Origin of the sequence: Pseudomonas sp. 478 (assembly GCF_003254125.1) — a bacterium.
In the GTDB taxonomy this organism is placed as follows: domain Bacteria; phylum Pseudomonadota; class Gammaproteobacteria; order Pseudomonadales; family Pseudomonadaceae; genus Aquipseudomonas.
Map to the genome: position 1 here is coordinate 156,691 of NZ_QKZG01000012.1, position 15,484 is coordinate 172,174.

The following is a 15,484-nucleotide window of genomic DNA, read 5'->3' on the forward strand; positions in this document are numbered from 1 at the left end:
CTCTAACCTGATTTGCAGCTATTGCTGACATCACCCAGGTCATTCCAGTATGGCGGAGTGCCAATGGCGATTGCTCCACCGAACCTTCCCAATCAGGCAAAAGCCGAATAAGTCAGTTTGACTGACGGGATTAGGAGCGACCTCGTTAGAGCGTCGCTCCGCTGAATCCAGAAACGCTTACGTCTTCTTCAATGAAATCGCCAGGCCAACCGCGAGCATCGGCAGCGCGGTGGTGAACTCCGCCCCGGCATTACGCAGGCCAGCGAAGCTGGACCCCTGTCCTGCAGCATGTGCCCATTGATGTGCTGCGTTAACCCGCGATCTTTTTTGCAAGCTCAGCGACGTGTTTGCCTTGGAAACGCGCAATATCCAGTTCGTTTTGTGACGGTTGCCGTTTACCGTCGGCGCCTGCCAGGGTGGTCGCGCCATAGGGCGTACCGCCGGTGATCTCGCTCATGTTGGTCAGCCCTGCGCAGGTGTAAGGCACACCCACGATGACCATCCCCTGATGCAGGAGTGTGCTGTGGAACGACGTAATAGTGGTTTCCTGACCACCGTGCTGGGTGCCGGTCGACGCAAAGACACTGCCGATTTTCCCGACCAGCGCGCCGCTCATCCACAGTCCGCCGGTCTGGTCGAGAAACGTGCGCATCTGTCCCGCCATATTGCCAAAGCGCGTCGGTGTACCAAAGATGATGGCATCGTAATTGCCCAGCTCGTCAGGTGTCGCCACCGGAGCCTTCTGGTCAAGTTTGACGCCAATGGCTGCTGCCTGTTCGGCCGGGATGGTTTCGGCGACACGCTTGAGCGTCACGTCGGTGCCGGGGACGGATCGTGCGCCTTCGGCCACTGCGCCAGCCATCGTTTCGAGGTGACCGTACATTGAGTAATAGAGAACCAGTACCTTCGCCATGATTTTTTCCTCGATTAAGTGCCATTCGATGGATCAGGAAGATCTTGGATTACACCGTTGCCAACGACCAACAGCGGCAGGACTTGGTCACGAACAAAACTGCGGCTCACACCCACCCGACTGCAGAGACTTTGACGGCATGCGGATTTAACACTAGCAGCTCCATATGCTGCCTGCCGGCAGGCTGAGATGCTTTTATTGCCCTTCCCCACCCCAGAGCAGGACCAGACTTGCTTGCGCATCCTCCGGTGGTTGGGAATACCCAATCTACCCTTGCGCCGAGGTAACCGGCATCCTCGCCCCGGCGCCATGCGCAATCCCGGTACAAAATGCCTGTCTCAAAGATCCCCTTCTTCGAGTTATCTGCCTGACCAATATAGGCGCAGGGCTTATCAATAATTGAAGGCAGAGGGAAAGTTCATTTATTAGTCCGAAATAACACTTATTGCATCATGACAATATACAGGCGTCAGTTCAGTGACTATCATAACCCTCACGCTAGAAAGCCAGACCGCTAGCGCATTGATCGCGACCGTTATAACGAATGAATAATTCATTAAAGTTGACGAACGGGGATAAAATAAATAATAGTCATAAAAAGCAATGAGTTAAATGAATAGTGATAATCAGGAAAAACCTTCTTGAAATCATGAAAAAACTAAACAAGACCGATCACAAACATAAAAGTTTCAACCGTTAATCATTAAAACGAATTACACATATAACGCTTTGAAAGATTCGCTATCAATGCTAATAATCCGGCCGGTTCCGGGTTCTTGGGCAGCGCACCACCTCACATGAAGTGAACATCAGATCTCACGCTGATTATCCCGGTCTTTACTCAATTCAAATAACGATGGCGCGCTCAAGTTCAATAAAACTTGGGCCGTTGTTGTGCTGCGCACTAAAACTGCGCAAGGAAGACATCATCGCTCGCCATCATTCAAGGATTAAAATCCTTTCGATCTTTGGTACCCGTCCAGAAGCCATCAAGATGGCGCCTTTAGTCAAAGCCCTCGCTGCGGAACCAGGCATTCATTCGCAGATATGCATCACCGGCCAACATCAAAGCATGCTTAAGCAGGTGCTGGATCTGTTCGACCTCAAGGCCGATTACACCCTCGATGTGATGACGCCGCACCAATCGCTCAACTCGTTGACCGCGGCGCTTTACGGGGCGATTGACCCCGTGCTGGAAATGACCCGCCCGGACCGGGTGCTGGTACACGGCGACACCACTTCGGCCATGGTTGCCTCAATGGCTGCGTTCCATCGACGCATCCCGGTTGGTCACGTCGAAGCCGGACTGCGAACCGGCGATATCTACAGCCCATGGCCGGAAGAAATGAACCGCCGCTGCATCGACCTCAGTGCGGACATGCTGTTTGCGCCGACCCACGAATCGCGCCAGAACCTGCTCGACGAACGCCTTCAAGGTCGCGCTTTCGTGACCGGCAATACGGTGATTGACGCTTTGCAGATGACGGCCCGGCGCATTGAGCAAGACGCTGACCTGCGGGCAAGCCTGGACCAACAGTTCTCGTTCCTGCAAGCCGGCCGCAAGGTTCTGCTGGTGACCGGGCATCGCCGGGAAAACTTCGGCGAAGGCTTCCTGGATATCTGCAAGGCCCTGAGCCATCTGGCCCGGCGCACGGATATCCAGATCGTCTATCCGGTGCACTTGAACCCCAATGTCATGGGCCCGGTCACCGAGCAGCTGGGCGATTTGCCCAACGTGCACCTGATCAAGCCGCTGGACTACCTGGCCTTCGTGCGCCTGATGCAACGTGCGCATGTGATCCTCACCGACTCCGGTGGCGTGCAGGAAGAAGCGCCGTCGCTGGGCAAACCGGTGCTGGTCATGCGCGATGTGACTGAACGCCCCGAAGCTGTCGCCGCGGGTACCGTTCGGCTGGTCGGTACCTCGCCGGACTCGATCATCGCTGGCGTCAACGCACTGTTCGATGACGACCTGCTGTGGCGTCGATGCTCCCAGGCGGCCAACCCTTACGGCGATGGCAAGGCCAGTGCGCGCATCGTCGATGCCCTGATGGGGCGCCCGGTCGATGATTTCGTCGTCACTGGGGTGCGATTGCCCAAGTTCCAGCACCACCCGTCAGGGCTAGCTGTACCCGAGAAAAGTCTCCCGGCTTTCACATCTTTATAAACCAAACCGCTCCTCCCCTTATCAGCTCGAGATCTACCTGAATGAAGTCTTCCGTTGCCATCCATACGGGCACGCTCAGCGCCCTTGCCTGTGGCGTGAGCCTGCTCGCGCTCATGCCGACTTTCGCCCTGGCCGCGGACAGCCCGCTCACCCAGGCGATCAACCGACTCAACGCCGACACGCGACAAGAGCGTGAGATCCGCTTGAGCGATCTGGGGATCGATGCACCGATCATCCTCGGCTCCACCGACGCCCGACGCGAGCTGTATCTGCCCGTGCCGGCGGGCGTGCCGCTGACGGATGCCACACTGAATTTCGACGCCAGCTACCTCAATGGCGAGGGCGGTCGCAACACGCTGCTGTTGTCGCTGGACGGTTATCCGGTGCGCGCGCAAGGGCTCAGCGAACCCCAGGGTGACGCCAGCGTCACGCTCGGCGTGGATAAGAAAGCACGCGAAAACGGCTCGTTGCGCCTCGGAGTTGCCTGGTCGTCAATCGTGTCCCGTGTGCTGTGCGAAGACGAACGCGCGATCGGCAATGTATTGCGTATCGAACCGGACACCCGCCTCAATTACAGCTACGACGCCAGCCAGTTACAGGACGTCGGCGCCGCCTGGACGGCATTGCCCGGCAAGCCGGGAATCATGGTCGCGCCGGGCACCTTGTCCGCCGACAGCTACGATGCGGCCTGGCGTCTCGGTGTCGCGCTGGAGCGGATTGGCAAGCACAGCCGCGTTCTGCCCTTCCCCGCCGTACAGGACACAGTCGACCTGACCAGCCTGCGCATCCCGGCCGAACTGCTGGCTATTCCAGCGTTCGCCAGCCTCAATGGCAAAGGCCCGCTCGTGCTGGCCAACCCGGCGCAAATCGGTGCGCTGTTGATGTTGGGGCAAACGCCGAGCGTCCAGGCGGATCTGGCAATCAACGACCCGCAACTGCTCAAAGCCGTCAACGAATCGCTGGACGCGCTGCAGAGCCAGGTTCAAGGTCTCGACGCCACAGCCGCCAACGCCTTCACGCAATGGCGTGAGCGGCATATCAATGCAGGTCTGGCCGCCACCGGCACTGACAACGTGCGCCTGGCATTGCTGGGCACCCGCCCGGTGCTGATGATCGCGCCGCAAGCAACCGGTAAGGCGCTGGCCCTGTTCAGCACGGCCTGGAACGCACTGGCACGCAGCCGCCAATTGACCGTCAGCGAAGCACAAATGCCCTTGAGCGCCGACGGTCGTGTGGCCTTGTCGCGCCTGGGTGGTAACCCCGGCGCCATTGACGTGCTGGCCAAATCCGACTGGAGCACTTCGTTCCCTCTTGGCAGCGTGGCTTACGACGGTCGTCTGCCGGTGAAGGCGGTAGTCGATGTGTCTGCCGCCCCCGGTGCTTCGGACACCGCGCCGGTGGCCTCGCTGTTTCTCAACGATTACCTGATTGGCGCGCAACAGCTCGTGGCCAACGGTGAACAGCAACGCATCGAAGCACGAATCCCTCGTTACGCCTTGGGTTCGAAGAACGTTTTGCGCGTGTCGTTCCAGCGTCAGCCGGTCAGTGATCGTTGCCTGGAAACGCCACAGGCCTTCCCGGTCTCGGTGCTGCCGACCAGCCACATCGTGCTGGATAAAACGGCCCTGGGTGATGACTTCTCCGGCATGGCCGCGCGCTTTGCCATGGACGCGCAAATCCTCGTGCCACAGGCCTACCTCGAGCATCCAGCGAGCAGCTTGCCACACGTAATTTCGGTGGCTGACGCCGCCGGTGTTTCGCCGCTGCGGGCGCAACTGAACGTCAGTGCCGACCCGAAAGCCTTGGTCGCACCGGACAAAGCCTTCCTCGCCTTCGAGCTGCCGATCAAGGACAGCAAAGAGTCGGTGCAGGTCGATGAGCAGGGTCGCCTGCGCATCAATCACAAGGATCAGGTGCTGCTGGACGTGCATCCCCTCAACCACCTGGCCTCGTTGCAAGTGGTGGATGCCGGCGGCCAGCACGGTCTGGTCTATCGCGCCCTGGGCAATGACGCGCCCCGCTTTGCCAGGCAGATTCTGCTGACCCGCGGCGACGTGGCCATCCTCGGTGACAACGGTGCACTGACCACCTTCGACACTCAGGACCCGAGTGGCAGCCAACTGATCGACAACGAAGAACCCAAGGGCCTGGACGCCTGGCGCAAGCCGTCGTTGTTGTGGCTGATTCCGGGTGGAATCCTGTTGGCCCTCATCCTGTTGCTGGCCGGCCGTAACGCCCGTCGCAATCGCCAGTAACGGAACCTTCCGATGACGTCGCTCTATTGGCCCTATTGGCTGGCCCACTACTACAGCTTCCTGGAAATCTCGACCATCGTGATCGCGGTGCTGATCCTGATCTCCAGCCTGGACGATTTGTTCATTGACCTGTGGTACTGGTCTCGCCGCCTGTTTCGCAAGTTCACCGTGGATCGCAAATACCGGCCGCTGACCGCCGAGCAACTGATGGCCCGGGATGAACAGCCGTTGGCGATCATGGTCCCGGCCTGGCTGGAATATGACGTCATCGCACCGATGATCGAGAACATGGTGTCGACCCTGGATTACCAGAACTATGTCGTCTTCGTCGGCACCTACATCAATGACCAGCGCACCATCGATGAAGTGGAACGCATGCGTCGGCGCTACAAGCAGCTGCATCGCGTGGAAGTCCCGCATGCCGGGCCAACCTGCAAGGCCGACTGCCTGAACTGGGTGATCCAGGCGATCTTCCTGCACGAGAAAACCCACGGCATGACCTTCGCCGGCGTCGTATTGCACGACAGCGAGGACGTACTGCACCCGCTGGAATTGCGGTTGTTCAATTACTTGCTGCCGCGCAAGGACATGATTCAGCTACCCGTGGTTTCGCTGGAACGCAACTGGTACGAATGGGTGGCGGGCACCTACATGGACGAATTCGCCGAATGGCATGGCAAGGATTTGGTCGTGCGTGAAAGCATGACCGACACGGTGCCGTCTGCCGGGGTTGGCACCTGTTTCTCCCACCGAGCCCTGCGAGTGCTGGCCGGGGAAACCCAGAACCAGCCGTTCAACACGGACAGCCTCACCGAGGACTATGACGTCGGCGCACGCCTGGCCAAGGTCGGCATGAACGCGATCTTCGTGCGCTTCCCGGTGCAGTTTCGCGTGCTGCGTAAATCCTGGTTTCGCAAACCTTACGAATCGACCCTGAAGATGCCGCTGTGCGTGCGGGAATTCTTTCCCGATACTTTCCGCACCGCATTCCGCCAGAAAGCCCGCTGGACGCTGGGCATCGGGCTGCAAGGCTGGGAGCAAATGGGCTGGAACGGCTCGCTGGCCAACCGTTATCTGCTGTTTCGTGACCGCAAGGGCGTGGTGACGGCGTTCGTCAGCATCATCGCCTACGTGATTCTGGTGCAGCTGCTGGGCCTGGTTATCCTGCGCCAGAGTGGCCTGTGGGATGTGAGCTTCCCGACGCCGTTTGAAACCAACGGCTTCATCAAATACCTGCTGCTGGCGAACGGTATCGCGCTGGCTTGGCGTATCGCGCACCGCTGCTATTTCACCACCGTGTTGTACGGCTGGCAGCATGGATTGCTGTCCATCCCGCGCATGGTGGTGGGCAACTTTGTCAACTTCATGGCTGCATCACGCGCCTGGCGCATGTTCATCGTCGGCAAGGTAATGAACCGCAAACTGGTGTGGGACAAAACCATGCACGACTTCCCGTCGACCGACCTGGTTGCCTTCGCACCTCGCAAGTTGGGCAGCGTGTTGCTGTCCTGGCAGGCGATCAACGAAACCGACCTGCAAAGCGCTCTCCACGAACAGAAAACCCGGCACATGCCATTGGGACGGATCTTGCTCAGCAATGGCTGGCTGGACGACGAGACACTGGCGGAAGCCATCGCCTTCCAGAACGATCTGCCGCGGGTGTTCAATGTGGCCAACAAGGCGCAGGCGTCGACCCTTACCCTGGACGATGAATTCGCTCTGCGCTGGCGCGTGGTGCCGGTCGGCTTGAATGCCGACGGCCGAGCACAACTTGCCGTGGCCAGCCCGCTGCCGGCCGAAGGTCTGCAACAAGTCAGCGAGGTACTGGGCAGCGAACCGGTGCAGCTGATTGCCCGGGAAAGCGAAATCGTCGCGCAGTTACGTCAACTGAACGTGCGCGAAGGCCAGTCCGTGCCGGATGCTCGCGCGCCACTGCTGGGTGACTTGTTGATCGAAATGGGCCTGCTGGATCGCGACGTATTCAATCGCACCATGTTGCAGTACCGCCCGCAGCGTCACGGACGCATCGGCGACTATCTGGTCGACAGCGGCGTGCTGCCCCGCGCCACCATCGAAAAGGCCGTGGCGCGTCAGCACAGCCACTACCCTGCGGAGCTTCCGGCATGAAACGCCCCTTCCTGACCCTCATGGCCACGGGGCTAAGCCTGTTACCTGGGCTTGCTCTTGCCGAGACGTTGCCGCTGCCATTGACTGGCCCGGCCTATGTCACCGCCAACGAGGCCTACAGCGCCTACGCGCGCAAAGATTACGACCTGGCCATCGCCAAGGCCCGCGAGGCCTTGCGTCAGCGGGCTGACATCACCCGTTTGAACACCTTGATTGTGCTGGCTCAGCGCGACAAGGAACTGCGTGATCATCCCAAACGCTACCCCCAATCGCGTCAGGCCCCCGGCTTCGGCGCCGCGGCCCAGGCGTTCAAGGCCTACGATCGCGATGACTTCGGCACGGCTGCCCAGGCATCACGCAAAGCCATCGCCCAAGCGCCCAAACGCATGGATTACCGATTGCTGCTGATCGAGTCTTTGCAGCGCCAGCAGCACTTGCAGGAAGCGGATCAAGCCACCACCCAGGCGCTTGTGGTGTTCCCGGACGACGATACCTTGCTGATGCGTCGCGAAGCGATTCGTCGTCAATTGGCCGCTCCGCTGGCGGTTGAGGGTTATCGTGCCCTGGAGCAAGGCCAGGTGTCCCTGGCCGTGGACCAGGCCAGAAAAGCCGTCGCCTGGGCTCCGGAAATCGGCGCCAATCAGCAACTGCTGATCAGTGCCCTGCTCGCGGCCAAGGATTATCCAGGGGCCGAACAGGCCGCGTCAGGCGCTTTGGCGCAAGACGATGGGGAAATCGCTCCGTGGATTTTGCGCAGCTACGCTCGTGATCGTCAGGGTAAAACCCAGGCGGCCGAGGCTGACCTGAAGCATGCCCTGGCCATCGATGGTTTGCTGGAAGCGGAAAATCGCGACATTCGCTTCTTCGCCGCCGATGCCGCACTGGCCCACGGCGAGCCTCAGCAAGCGCTCGATCATCTGCAGCCATTGGCCGACGATGAAGGCGGTGAAGTGGCCCGCCGACGCACCAATGCCCGCTTGGCGTTGCGGCAGAAAAACAACGGCGCGAACGTTATTGCCCACTTCCCTGCTCCGGCCTTGAACTGTCAGGAAACGGCTTTCGGCCTGGTCTGTGATATCTGGCCGGGCAACCAGCGTGATGGCGGAACCGACATGGCCGGCCAAGCCTACGCGGCCCTGGCCCGCAAAGACGCCGCTTCGGCGGTGGTTCTGGCCAACCAAGCCATTGTCCGCGCGCCACAGAATCCGGCGTACCGCCGACTGCTGGTCAGCGCCCTGAGTGATCAGAAACGTGTGCCCGAAGCCATCGCGGCAGCCAGCGAAGGTCTCAAGTTCACGGGCGATGACGCTCGTCTGCTCGCCCAGCGCGGCCGTCTGCGTCAGCAATCGGGTGACGATGCCGGGGCGCGCAGGGACTTTACCCAGGCACTGGCACTGGCCAGCCTTCCCGCCTACGAAGAAGCCAGTCTGTATGCCGCCATCGGCCAGCGCCGAACCGCGCGCGAACGGTTGCAACAAGCGCGGGACACGGGCGAGCTGGAATCGATGAGCGACCTGCAGATCGCTTATTTGTCGGTCCAGGCCGGCGACGATGACGGTGCCCACACGTCCTTCCGCAAGGCCGATGCCGACACCCGACTCCCGCCGACAGCAACGCAGGATGCGGCGTACACCGCCATGCGGGTCAATGACGACGAACAAGCCGTCACCTACTTCAAGCGAGTCATCGACGCAAAAAATGCCGGTGAACTCGACATGTCCCCGCAGCAGCTGTTCGACACCCGTCGCGCGGTGGCCGATGTGTCGCGCACCTGGGGATTGACCAACACCACCAGTTATCGCGGCAACAGTTCGAGCAGTGGCCTGAGCTCAGCCCCGAGTAGCGGCAGCAACAGCAATGACAGCCTGCAAAACAGCACCGAGCTTTCCTGGCGTCCCTTGGGCTATCGCAACGCACGTTTTGTCGAACTCTACGGACGCATCACCGACACGCTGTGGAGCAAGAACGGTGATTCGGATACCGGTTTCGATGCGCTGCAAGGCGCCGTGGGCGTCCGGATCAAACCCTTTACATCGCTGAACGTGATGGCCGCCGTCGAGCGTACATTCCCCTTGGGATCGTCGGACGTCGACGGTGACTGGCTGGTGCGTCTGGGCTACGGCTCAAGCATCGGCACCGATCTGCGGGTGGATGCCTCCAGCTGGTGGACCTCGCAGTTGTTCGCTGAAGCCGGTCATTACGTCAACGACTCGCGTGACTACTTCAACAGCGAATGGCAGGTGGGTCGCAGCTACGCCATCGGCGGTGCAGGCTCGCGCTGGGTGAGTTTCCCCCACGTCGTGGCCGCGTTCGACTACGACTCCAAGATGAACAGCAAGACGGACACCGACGGCAGCACGGACTCATCATCGGGCAAGGCCGGCGGCGTTGGTATCGGCAACAACGTCCGATACTGGTTCCGCGAAGATGCGTACAACGCCCCCCGCTCCTATGTGGACTTTTCTTTGCAGTACCGCGTGAAGGTGCTGGGCGATGATCGCGCTGAAGGCGTGTTCGCTCGCCTGACTTATTCCTATTGAGGACTTGCATGAACGTTCGAATGTGTTTGTGGTTAGGTCTTGGCCTGGTCCCGATGTGGGCACAGGCCGCCCCTGAAATCGCGCAGCTGTATGCGCCAAAACTGCCCGAGGGTTCCGCCTGGGTGAGAGTGGTCAATCCCGGTGATACCGCCATGCAGGTCCAGGTGGGCCAAGGCCCGGGTTTTGCCCTTGCCGCACAGACCGCAGTGGCCAGTCCCTTTCAGGTCGTGGACTCGCGACAGCCGTTGCACGTGACCGTCAATGGTCGCGAGATAAAAGGCCTCAGCGCACCAAAAAGTGCGTGGGTCACGCTGATTCTCGACAGCGACCCGGCACGGGCGCCACGCCTGGTCATCGACCCGCCGCTGCGCGGTAAAGACCTGCGCGCCGAACTGAATGTCTACAACCTGGCCAACGGTTGCGACAAGGCCGAGGTCAAACTCGCCAACGGTGCTCCTGTGTTCAACCAGCTGCCGTTCAACGGACAAGCCCAGCGCACGATCAACCCGGTGCAGGCGACGCTGGTCGCCAGCTGCAATGAGAATGCGAGCCTGCCGTTGAAGCTGGCGCCCTTCAAGGCCGGGGATCGTTATAGCCTGTTCCTGATCGGCTCCCGCCAGGCTCCAAGGCTGATTGGCCTTGTCGACCAGACCGCCCCATGAACCTTCAATCCAGACCCGAACGTTTTATCCGTCGATTGTCGATGACCGCCATGATCGCTGGCCTGCTTTCGAGCCTGCCAGGCACCGGCGTTCAAGCAGCCTCGGCGGTGATCACCGGCAACGATGGCTGGTTATTCCCGGCCTGGGAAAGCCTGAGCAAGGTCGACAACAGCGGTACTGCCCGCAGCATTGCCCTGGTCAGGGAACTCCAGCAGCAACTTCAACGCGAACACATTGGGCTGGTCGTGCTGGTGGTGCCGATGAAAGCGCCGTTTTATGCTCAGCGCCTGCCCGTCGATCAACCCTTGAGCGTGGCCGTGATGCAGCGTTATGACCACCTGCAAAACGACTTGACCCAAGCAGGCCTGACCACGCTGAACATCAAGCCAATCCTGCACCGGACCGAGCAAGGCAAACAGACCGCGTTTTACCGCGCCGACTACCACTGGACAGCCTGGAGCGCCGAAAACACCGCAGACGCCACGGCGCAACTGATTACCGAGCGCTATCGCCTGCAAGGTGACCCCGGTGGTGGCGCGGCGCTGGGCCAATGGTTCGACAGACGCGCGTTCGGCGATCTGGCCAGTAATTTTCTGCCCGCGATCAAGCGCAAGGCGATTGGTCGCGACATCTACACCGTTCGCCATCAGGCCGAAAACGACTTGCTGATCGACGATGCGCCGGCACCGGTCCAAGTGATCGGCAACAGCTTTGTCCAGCCTTACCTGGGGTTTACGCAGAAGCTCTCAAATGCCTTGGACCGTCCCGTCGCATTGACCTGGAACCCCGGCGACGTCGGTCCGTGGGCTACGCTGCTGCAATACCTGGAGTCGGCGGATTTTGCCGAACACAAGCCGCAAGTGATCGTCTGGCAATTCAACGAGGGCCAGTTCCACCTTGGCCCTGATGCGGCAGCCAACTGGAACGCCAAAGGCGTTACCTCGCTGAGCCAATGGCATCAACGTCTCCAAAAGGCACTTCCGTGAACATTTTCGGCTACACCGCCAGTCGCGCGACCGTTTTGGCCCTTTTGTTTGCCGTCACCGTCGGCGCAGGCACCAGCATGCTCTACGTGACGAAAACCAAGGCCCTGGCCCCGGGGATTGTCGGCATCGTCTGGCAGCCGGACAACAAGACCGTCGGTATCAGCGGACACTGGGAAAAACTGGGAGCGCGTGAGCTGCTGGTGCAATGGACAGTTGTCGACGATCAGGCCTTCATTCCCAGTACCGGCCTGCCCGCCGTACCGGTGCTGCCCGATTGGGCGCGCATCGCCAAGGCACCCTGGGCGCAGGATGTGATCCTGGGACTGGCGGGTTATTTCAGCGAGAACCGCTCACGGGACAACATCGAACAGCTGGCCGCCGTCTCGGAACGGATCGCCAAATTGCCTACGCCGTTACACGTGACCGGCTGGTATTTCCCGGCTGAAGTCGACCCCAGCTGGACCCGTGCCAAAGAACTGCCCGCGCTGCTGGCCAAGCTGCCGCGACCGCTGTGGATCAGCGTTTATGACGGTGCCAATATCGGCCCCGTCGCCACCGCCGAATGGCTCAAGCAATGGCTGCCGGATGACATCGGCGTGTTCTTCCAGGACGGTGTCGGCGTGTACGCCCGCACGGCACCGGTCGCGCGAACCTACGCCGACGCCCTGAGCCAGCGCCTGGGCAAAGATCGTGTGCGGATCATCGTCGAAGCCTTCCGCCCCAACTTTGGTGGCGGCTTCCGCTCTGCGACCGCTGCCGAGCTCAAGCCGCAACTGGCGGCCTACGGCGGATATCCGCTCTACCTGTTCGACGGGCCGCACTACGTGACGCCAGAGTTGGTCGAGCAACTGGTGCAGTAAAGCGTGCGCCGCTGACGTGTCAACTTTCAGCGTAAGCGCTTTCGGCCAGCGTTCGCAGCCCTGAATGCTTCGCGTGGACGCCAATCAGGTGTCCAATCGCCTGCGCATCCATAGGCCGGCTCAAGAAATACCCTTGAACCTCATCACACCGGGCATCCTGCAAGGCCTGAAGTTGCTCGATCGTTTCCACCCCCTCCGCCGTGACTGTCAGCGACAGTGCCCTGCCCAGCCCGACGATGGCCTCGATGATCGACTGATCGTCACCGCTGGCGGCCAGCCCGGAGATAAAGCTGCGATCAATCTTCAACCCGTCGAAAGGAAATGAACGCAGGTAGCTCAATGACGAGTACCCAGTGCCGAAATCGTCCATTGCCAGGCGAACACCCAAGGCTTTCAAGTCGTGCATGATCTGCAGTGCGCCCTTGGCGTCGTCGAGCATGACATTCTCCGTCAGTTCCAATTCCAGCCGGGCTGGATTCAAACCGGTCTGCGTTAACACCGCCTGAACCCTGGACACCAGCTGCCCACGCTGAAACTCTGTCGGCGACAGGTTCACCGAGACAAAGAGCTCTTCGGGCCAGGTCGACGCGGCCCTGCAAGCGGTGTGCAGCACCCAGTTGCTCAGCGGCAGAATCAACCCGGTTTCTTCCGCAATGGGAATGAAAACGTCGGGCGACAACAGCCCTCTCACCGGGTGCTCCCAGCGTACCAGCGCTTCGGCACCGGCCATGACCCTGCCGGCAATCTGATAGCGCGGCTGAAAGTGCAGACGCAACTCATCATGTTTGATCGCGTGACGCAGATCGCTTTCCAACTGACGCCGATCGAGAATTCGAGCATTCATGTCGCCCGCGTAAAAACGCCAGGTGTTGCGTCCAGCATCCTTGGCTTCATACAGCGCGATGTCGGCATAGCGCAGCAACTCGTCGGCCAGGGTGGCGTCAGCCGGTGCCATGGCAATGCCGATGCTGGCACTGATAAACACCTCATGCTCATCAATCTGGAACGGCTGTTCGATGCAATCGATCAAGCGCTGGCACAGGTGCTCGACCTCATCCTGAGAAACCATATTCGCCACCACCAGCACAAACTCATCGCCACCGATTCGCGCGACCAGGTCGTCGGAGCGCAAGCACTGCCCTAGCCTTTTGGAGACCTCGTTGAGCACCTGATCGCCTGCGGCATGCCCGAGCAAATCATTCACCGGTTTGAAGCGATCCAGGTCGACGCTGAGCATGACCAACGGATCACTCAGGGTCGGCGCAGCCTTGAGTTTGCCATCGAGGAATTCCTGCATACGGGCGCGATTCGCCAGGCCCGTCAGCGCATCGTGTTGCGACAGGTATTCGATCCGTCGGCGGGCCGCCACTTCTTCGGTGATATCGCTGGCCGTGCCGCGATAGCCCAGCCCCTCCATTTCTCGCACGGAAAGACGGAAAATCCTGGCTTGCCCATCCCCTGACAGATAACTGCATTGCAAGATGGCGTTGGCCCGTCGCGAGTGGTTTTTCAACCACTGGGAAAGTGGGCCCTGATCAGACACCAGCAAGTCATCGATAGGACGACCAAGGCACTCGGCCCTGCGCAGTCCCGTCACGGTTTCGAAACGTTCTGACAGGTAGGTGAAGCGCAACCCGGTATCGATTTCCCAAATCCAGTCGGAGGACGCCTCGGCGACATCACGAAACCGCGCCTCACTGGCCGCCAACGCCGTTCGACTGACCTGCAGGGAGGTGTAACTGGCATCCATCACTTGCGCAGCTGCCGTGGTACGGCGCTGAAAAAGCCAGGTCATCAGTCCGATAATCAGCCCCGCGATACCGATCAGCGGCAACACCACGATCATCAACCGATGCCCCGGTTGCGCCGGTGTCCACTGCAGGGTGCCCGCCGTACCGCTTTCCCCCAGGCGCAAAAACGATGTGCCGAGCGCTGCACTATCACCTGGGGCCACGCGCAATTGAGCAATCCCGAAATCACTGGCCATGGTGCTCAATCGGGCAGCATCGAGCCTGGAGACGAACAACAGTATTGAGGCTGGCCTGTCATCCGTTTCGACCTGGAGGTTGGTGCCAGGCGTCAGGGGCGCGGCAGCGACCAACACCGGGGTGCCGTCAACATCGAGAAACGCCTTGATGGGTGTTTCGCCTTCGACATCAATGCGTGCACGTTCGATGAGCGCGGTGATGGGTTGTTTCAGCCAGTCTTCAGCGGTGACCGATTCCAGCTGCCCATTGATGACCGAGTACACCGTACGATCGGTCGGATCGATCACAAACACGCCCTCAAACCCGAAGTCCTTAAACAGCGACGAGCCGGCATTCTGGCGGACAAATGCCCAGTCGATATCCACCTTCCTGTGCAGGTGCTCATAGGCATCGCCCCAGAATGCGTAGTCCTTGATCGTCAAAAGAACCGACTTCTCCAGGGATTGCACGGCCTTTTCCGTATAGAAGCGACTGCGGCGCTCGGCGTCCTGGTTTTGCTCGAAGGCGATGTAAACAATCAAGGTGCTGGCCAACAGGAAGATCGACAACAACAGACAAGAGAAGGCCATCAAAGACATGCGGGTCAGGGAAAGATTGGAGGTTTGCTTCTGCGGCAGATGGGCAAGTGGCTTGCTTTTCATAGGGCTTCCAGGCGGTACAACGACTACAGGCTTTATCGGCCTGACTGTCGATGCCTTGACCTGCTATCGCCTTCAACCGCTCAACGGTCGAGTCTTGCCAGACAAACCAACCCTGAAGCTTCAGCTCACTTTTTCTGACTCTGTTTGCGGCGGCCGGGCTTTCGAGCGCGACGCCAGTAATCGCGGAACCTGCGGGAGCGGGATTGTTCGCTAGCTGAATGAGCGTCAACAGAACGTTGTTTTCTCGAAATACCGCATAACCACTGATCAGTTTGTTCGGTTTTTTGACACTTCCCCGATGTGCGGTCACAACTTTTGCGCTCCGCTAGGTCATAACACGGTGGC

At 60.0% G+C, this 15,484-nt stretch carries 9 protein-coding genes; 7 read left to right on the plus strand and 2 right to left on the minus strand.

Annotated elements, in window-relative coordinates; translation table 11 throughout:
- Nucleotides 1–310: 310 nt before the first annotated feature.
- The gene (gene wrbA / locus DFS28_RS23540) at nucleotides 311–913 is read right to left on the minus strand and encodes an NAD(P)H:quinone oxidoreductase (protein ID WP_008155417.1); all 603 of its coding nucleotides are present in this window, start codon (nucleotides 911–913) and stop codon (nucleotides 311–313) included.
- 928 nt (nucleotides 914–1,841) lie between these two features.
- Here wrbA and wecB point away from each other — a divergent pair.
- The 7 genes from wecB to DFS28_RS23575 all read left to right on the plus strand — a co-directional run bounded on the left by wecB (nucleotide 1,842) and on the right by DFS28_RS23575 (nucleotide 12,510).
- A complete protein-coding gene (gene wecB, locus DFS28_RS23545; RefSeq protein ID WP_111451676.1) occupies nucleotides 1,842–3,080 on the plus strand; it encodes a non-hydrolyzing UDP-N-acetylglucosamine 2-epimerase in 1,239 nt (412 codons plus the stop codon).
- Nucleotides 3,081–3,121: 41 nt separating this feature from the next.
- A complete protein-coding gene (locus tag DFS28_RS23550) occupies nucleotides 3,122–5,335 on the plus strand; it encodes a hypothetical protein (protein WP_111451657.1) in 2,214 nt (737 codons plus the stop codon).
- A 12-nt stretch (nucleotides 5,336–5,347) separates the two neighbouring features.
- Complete coding sequence (locus DFS28_RS23555; protein WP_111451658.1) at nucleotides 5,348–7,462, plus strand: glycosyl transferase family protein; 2,115 nt, start codon at nucleotides 5,348–5,350, stop codon at nucleotides 7,460–7,462.
- Nucleotides 7,459–10,002 carry a bacteriophage N4 adsorption protein A gene (locus DFS28_RS23560; RefSeq protein WP_111451659.1) on the plus strand — a complete coding sequence of 848 codons (2,544 nt, stop codon included), beginning with the start codon at nucleotides 7,459–7,461 and terminating at the stop codon, nucleotides 10,000–10,002. The genes DFS28_RS23555 and DFS28_RS23560 overlap by 4 nt, the downstream gene beginning before the upstream one ends.
- An 8-nt stretch (nucleotides 10,003–10,010) precedes the next feature.
- A complete protein-coding gene (locus tag DFS28_RS23565; RefSeq protein ID WP_111451660.1) occupies nucleotides 10,011–10,664 on the plus strand; it encodes an alginate O-acetyltransferase AlgF in 654 nt (217 codons plus the stop codon).
- On the plus strand, nucleotides 10,661–11,650 hold the full coding sequence (locus DFS28_RS23570) for a twin-arginine translocation pathway signal (protein WP_111451661.1): 990 nt from the start codon (nucleotides 10,661–10,663) through the stop codon (nucleotides 11,648–11,650). Before DFS28_RS23565 ends, DFS28_RS23570 begins: the two co-directional genes overlap by 4 nt.
- 77 nt (nucleotides 11,651–11,727) lie before the next feature.
- A complete protein-coding gene (locus tag DFS28_RS23575) occupies nucleotides 11,728–12,510 on the plus strand; it encodes a hypothetical protein (RefSeq protein ID WP_256596903.1) in 783 nt (260 codons plus the stop codon).
- 19 nt (nucleotides 12,511–12,529) lie between these two features.
- Here DFS28_RS23575 and DFS28_RS23580 read toward each other — a convergent pair whose 3' ends face one another.
- Nucleotides 12,530–15,139 (minus strand): EAL domain-containing protein, encoded by a 2,610-nt coding sequence (locus tag DFS28_RS23580; RefSeq protein WP_111451663.1) that lies wholly within the window; start codon nucleotides 15,137–15,139, stop codon nucleotides 12,530–12,532.
- Between the last annotated feature and the right edge of the window lie 345 nt (nucleotides 15,140–15,484).

Excerpts from the sequence above, each read along its gene's own strand:
- DFS28_RS23580 (WP_111451663.1), bottom strand. The coding sequence starts at position 15,139 with ATGAAAAGCAAGCCACTTGCCCATCTGCCGCAGAAGCAAACCTCCAAT.
- wrbA (WP_008155417.1), bottom strand. The coding sequence starts at position 913 with ATGGCGAAGGTACTGGTTCTCTATTACTCAATGTACGGTCACCTCGAA.
- DFS28_RS23555 (WP_111451658.1), top strand. The coding sequence starts at position 5,348 with ATGACGTCGCTCTATTGGCCCTATTGGCTGGCCCACTACTACAGCTTC.
- DFS28_RS23565 (WP_111451660.1), top strand. The coding sequence starts at position 10,011 with ATGAACGTTCGAATGTGTTTGTGGTTAGGTCTTGGCCTGGTCCCGATG.
- DFS28_RS23560 (WP_111451659.1), top strand. The coding sequence starts at position 7,459 with ATGAAACGCCCCTTCCTGACCCTCATGGCCACGGGGCTAAGCCTGTTA.
- DFS28_RS23570 (WP_111451661.1), top strand. The coding sequence starts at position 10,661 with ATGAACCTTCAATCCAGACCCGAACGTTTTATCCGTCGATTGTCGATG.
- DFS28_RS23550 (WP_111451657.1), top strand. The coding sequence starts at position 3,122 with ATGAAGTCTTCCGTTGCCATCCATACGGGCACGCTCAGCGCCCTTGCC.
- DFS28_RS23575 (WP_256596903.1), top strand. The coding sequence starts at position 11,728 with ATGCTCTACGTGACGAAAACCAAGGCCCTGGCCCCGGGGATTGTCGGC.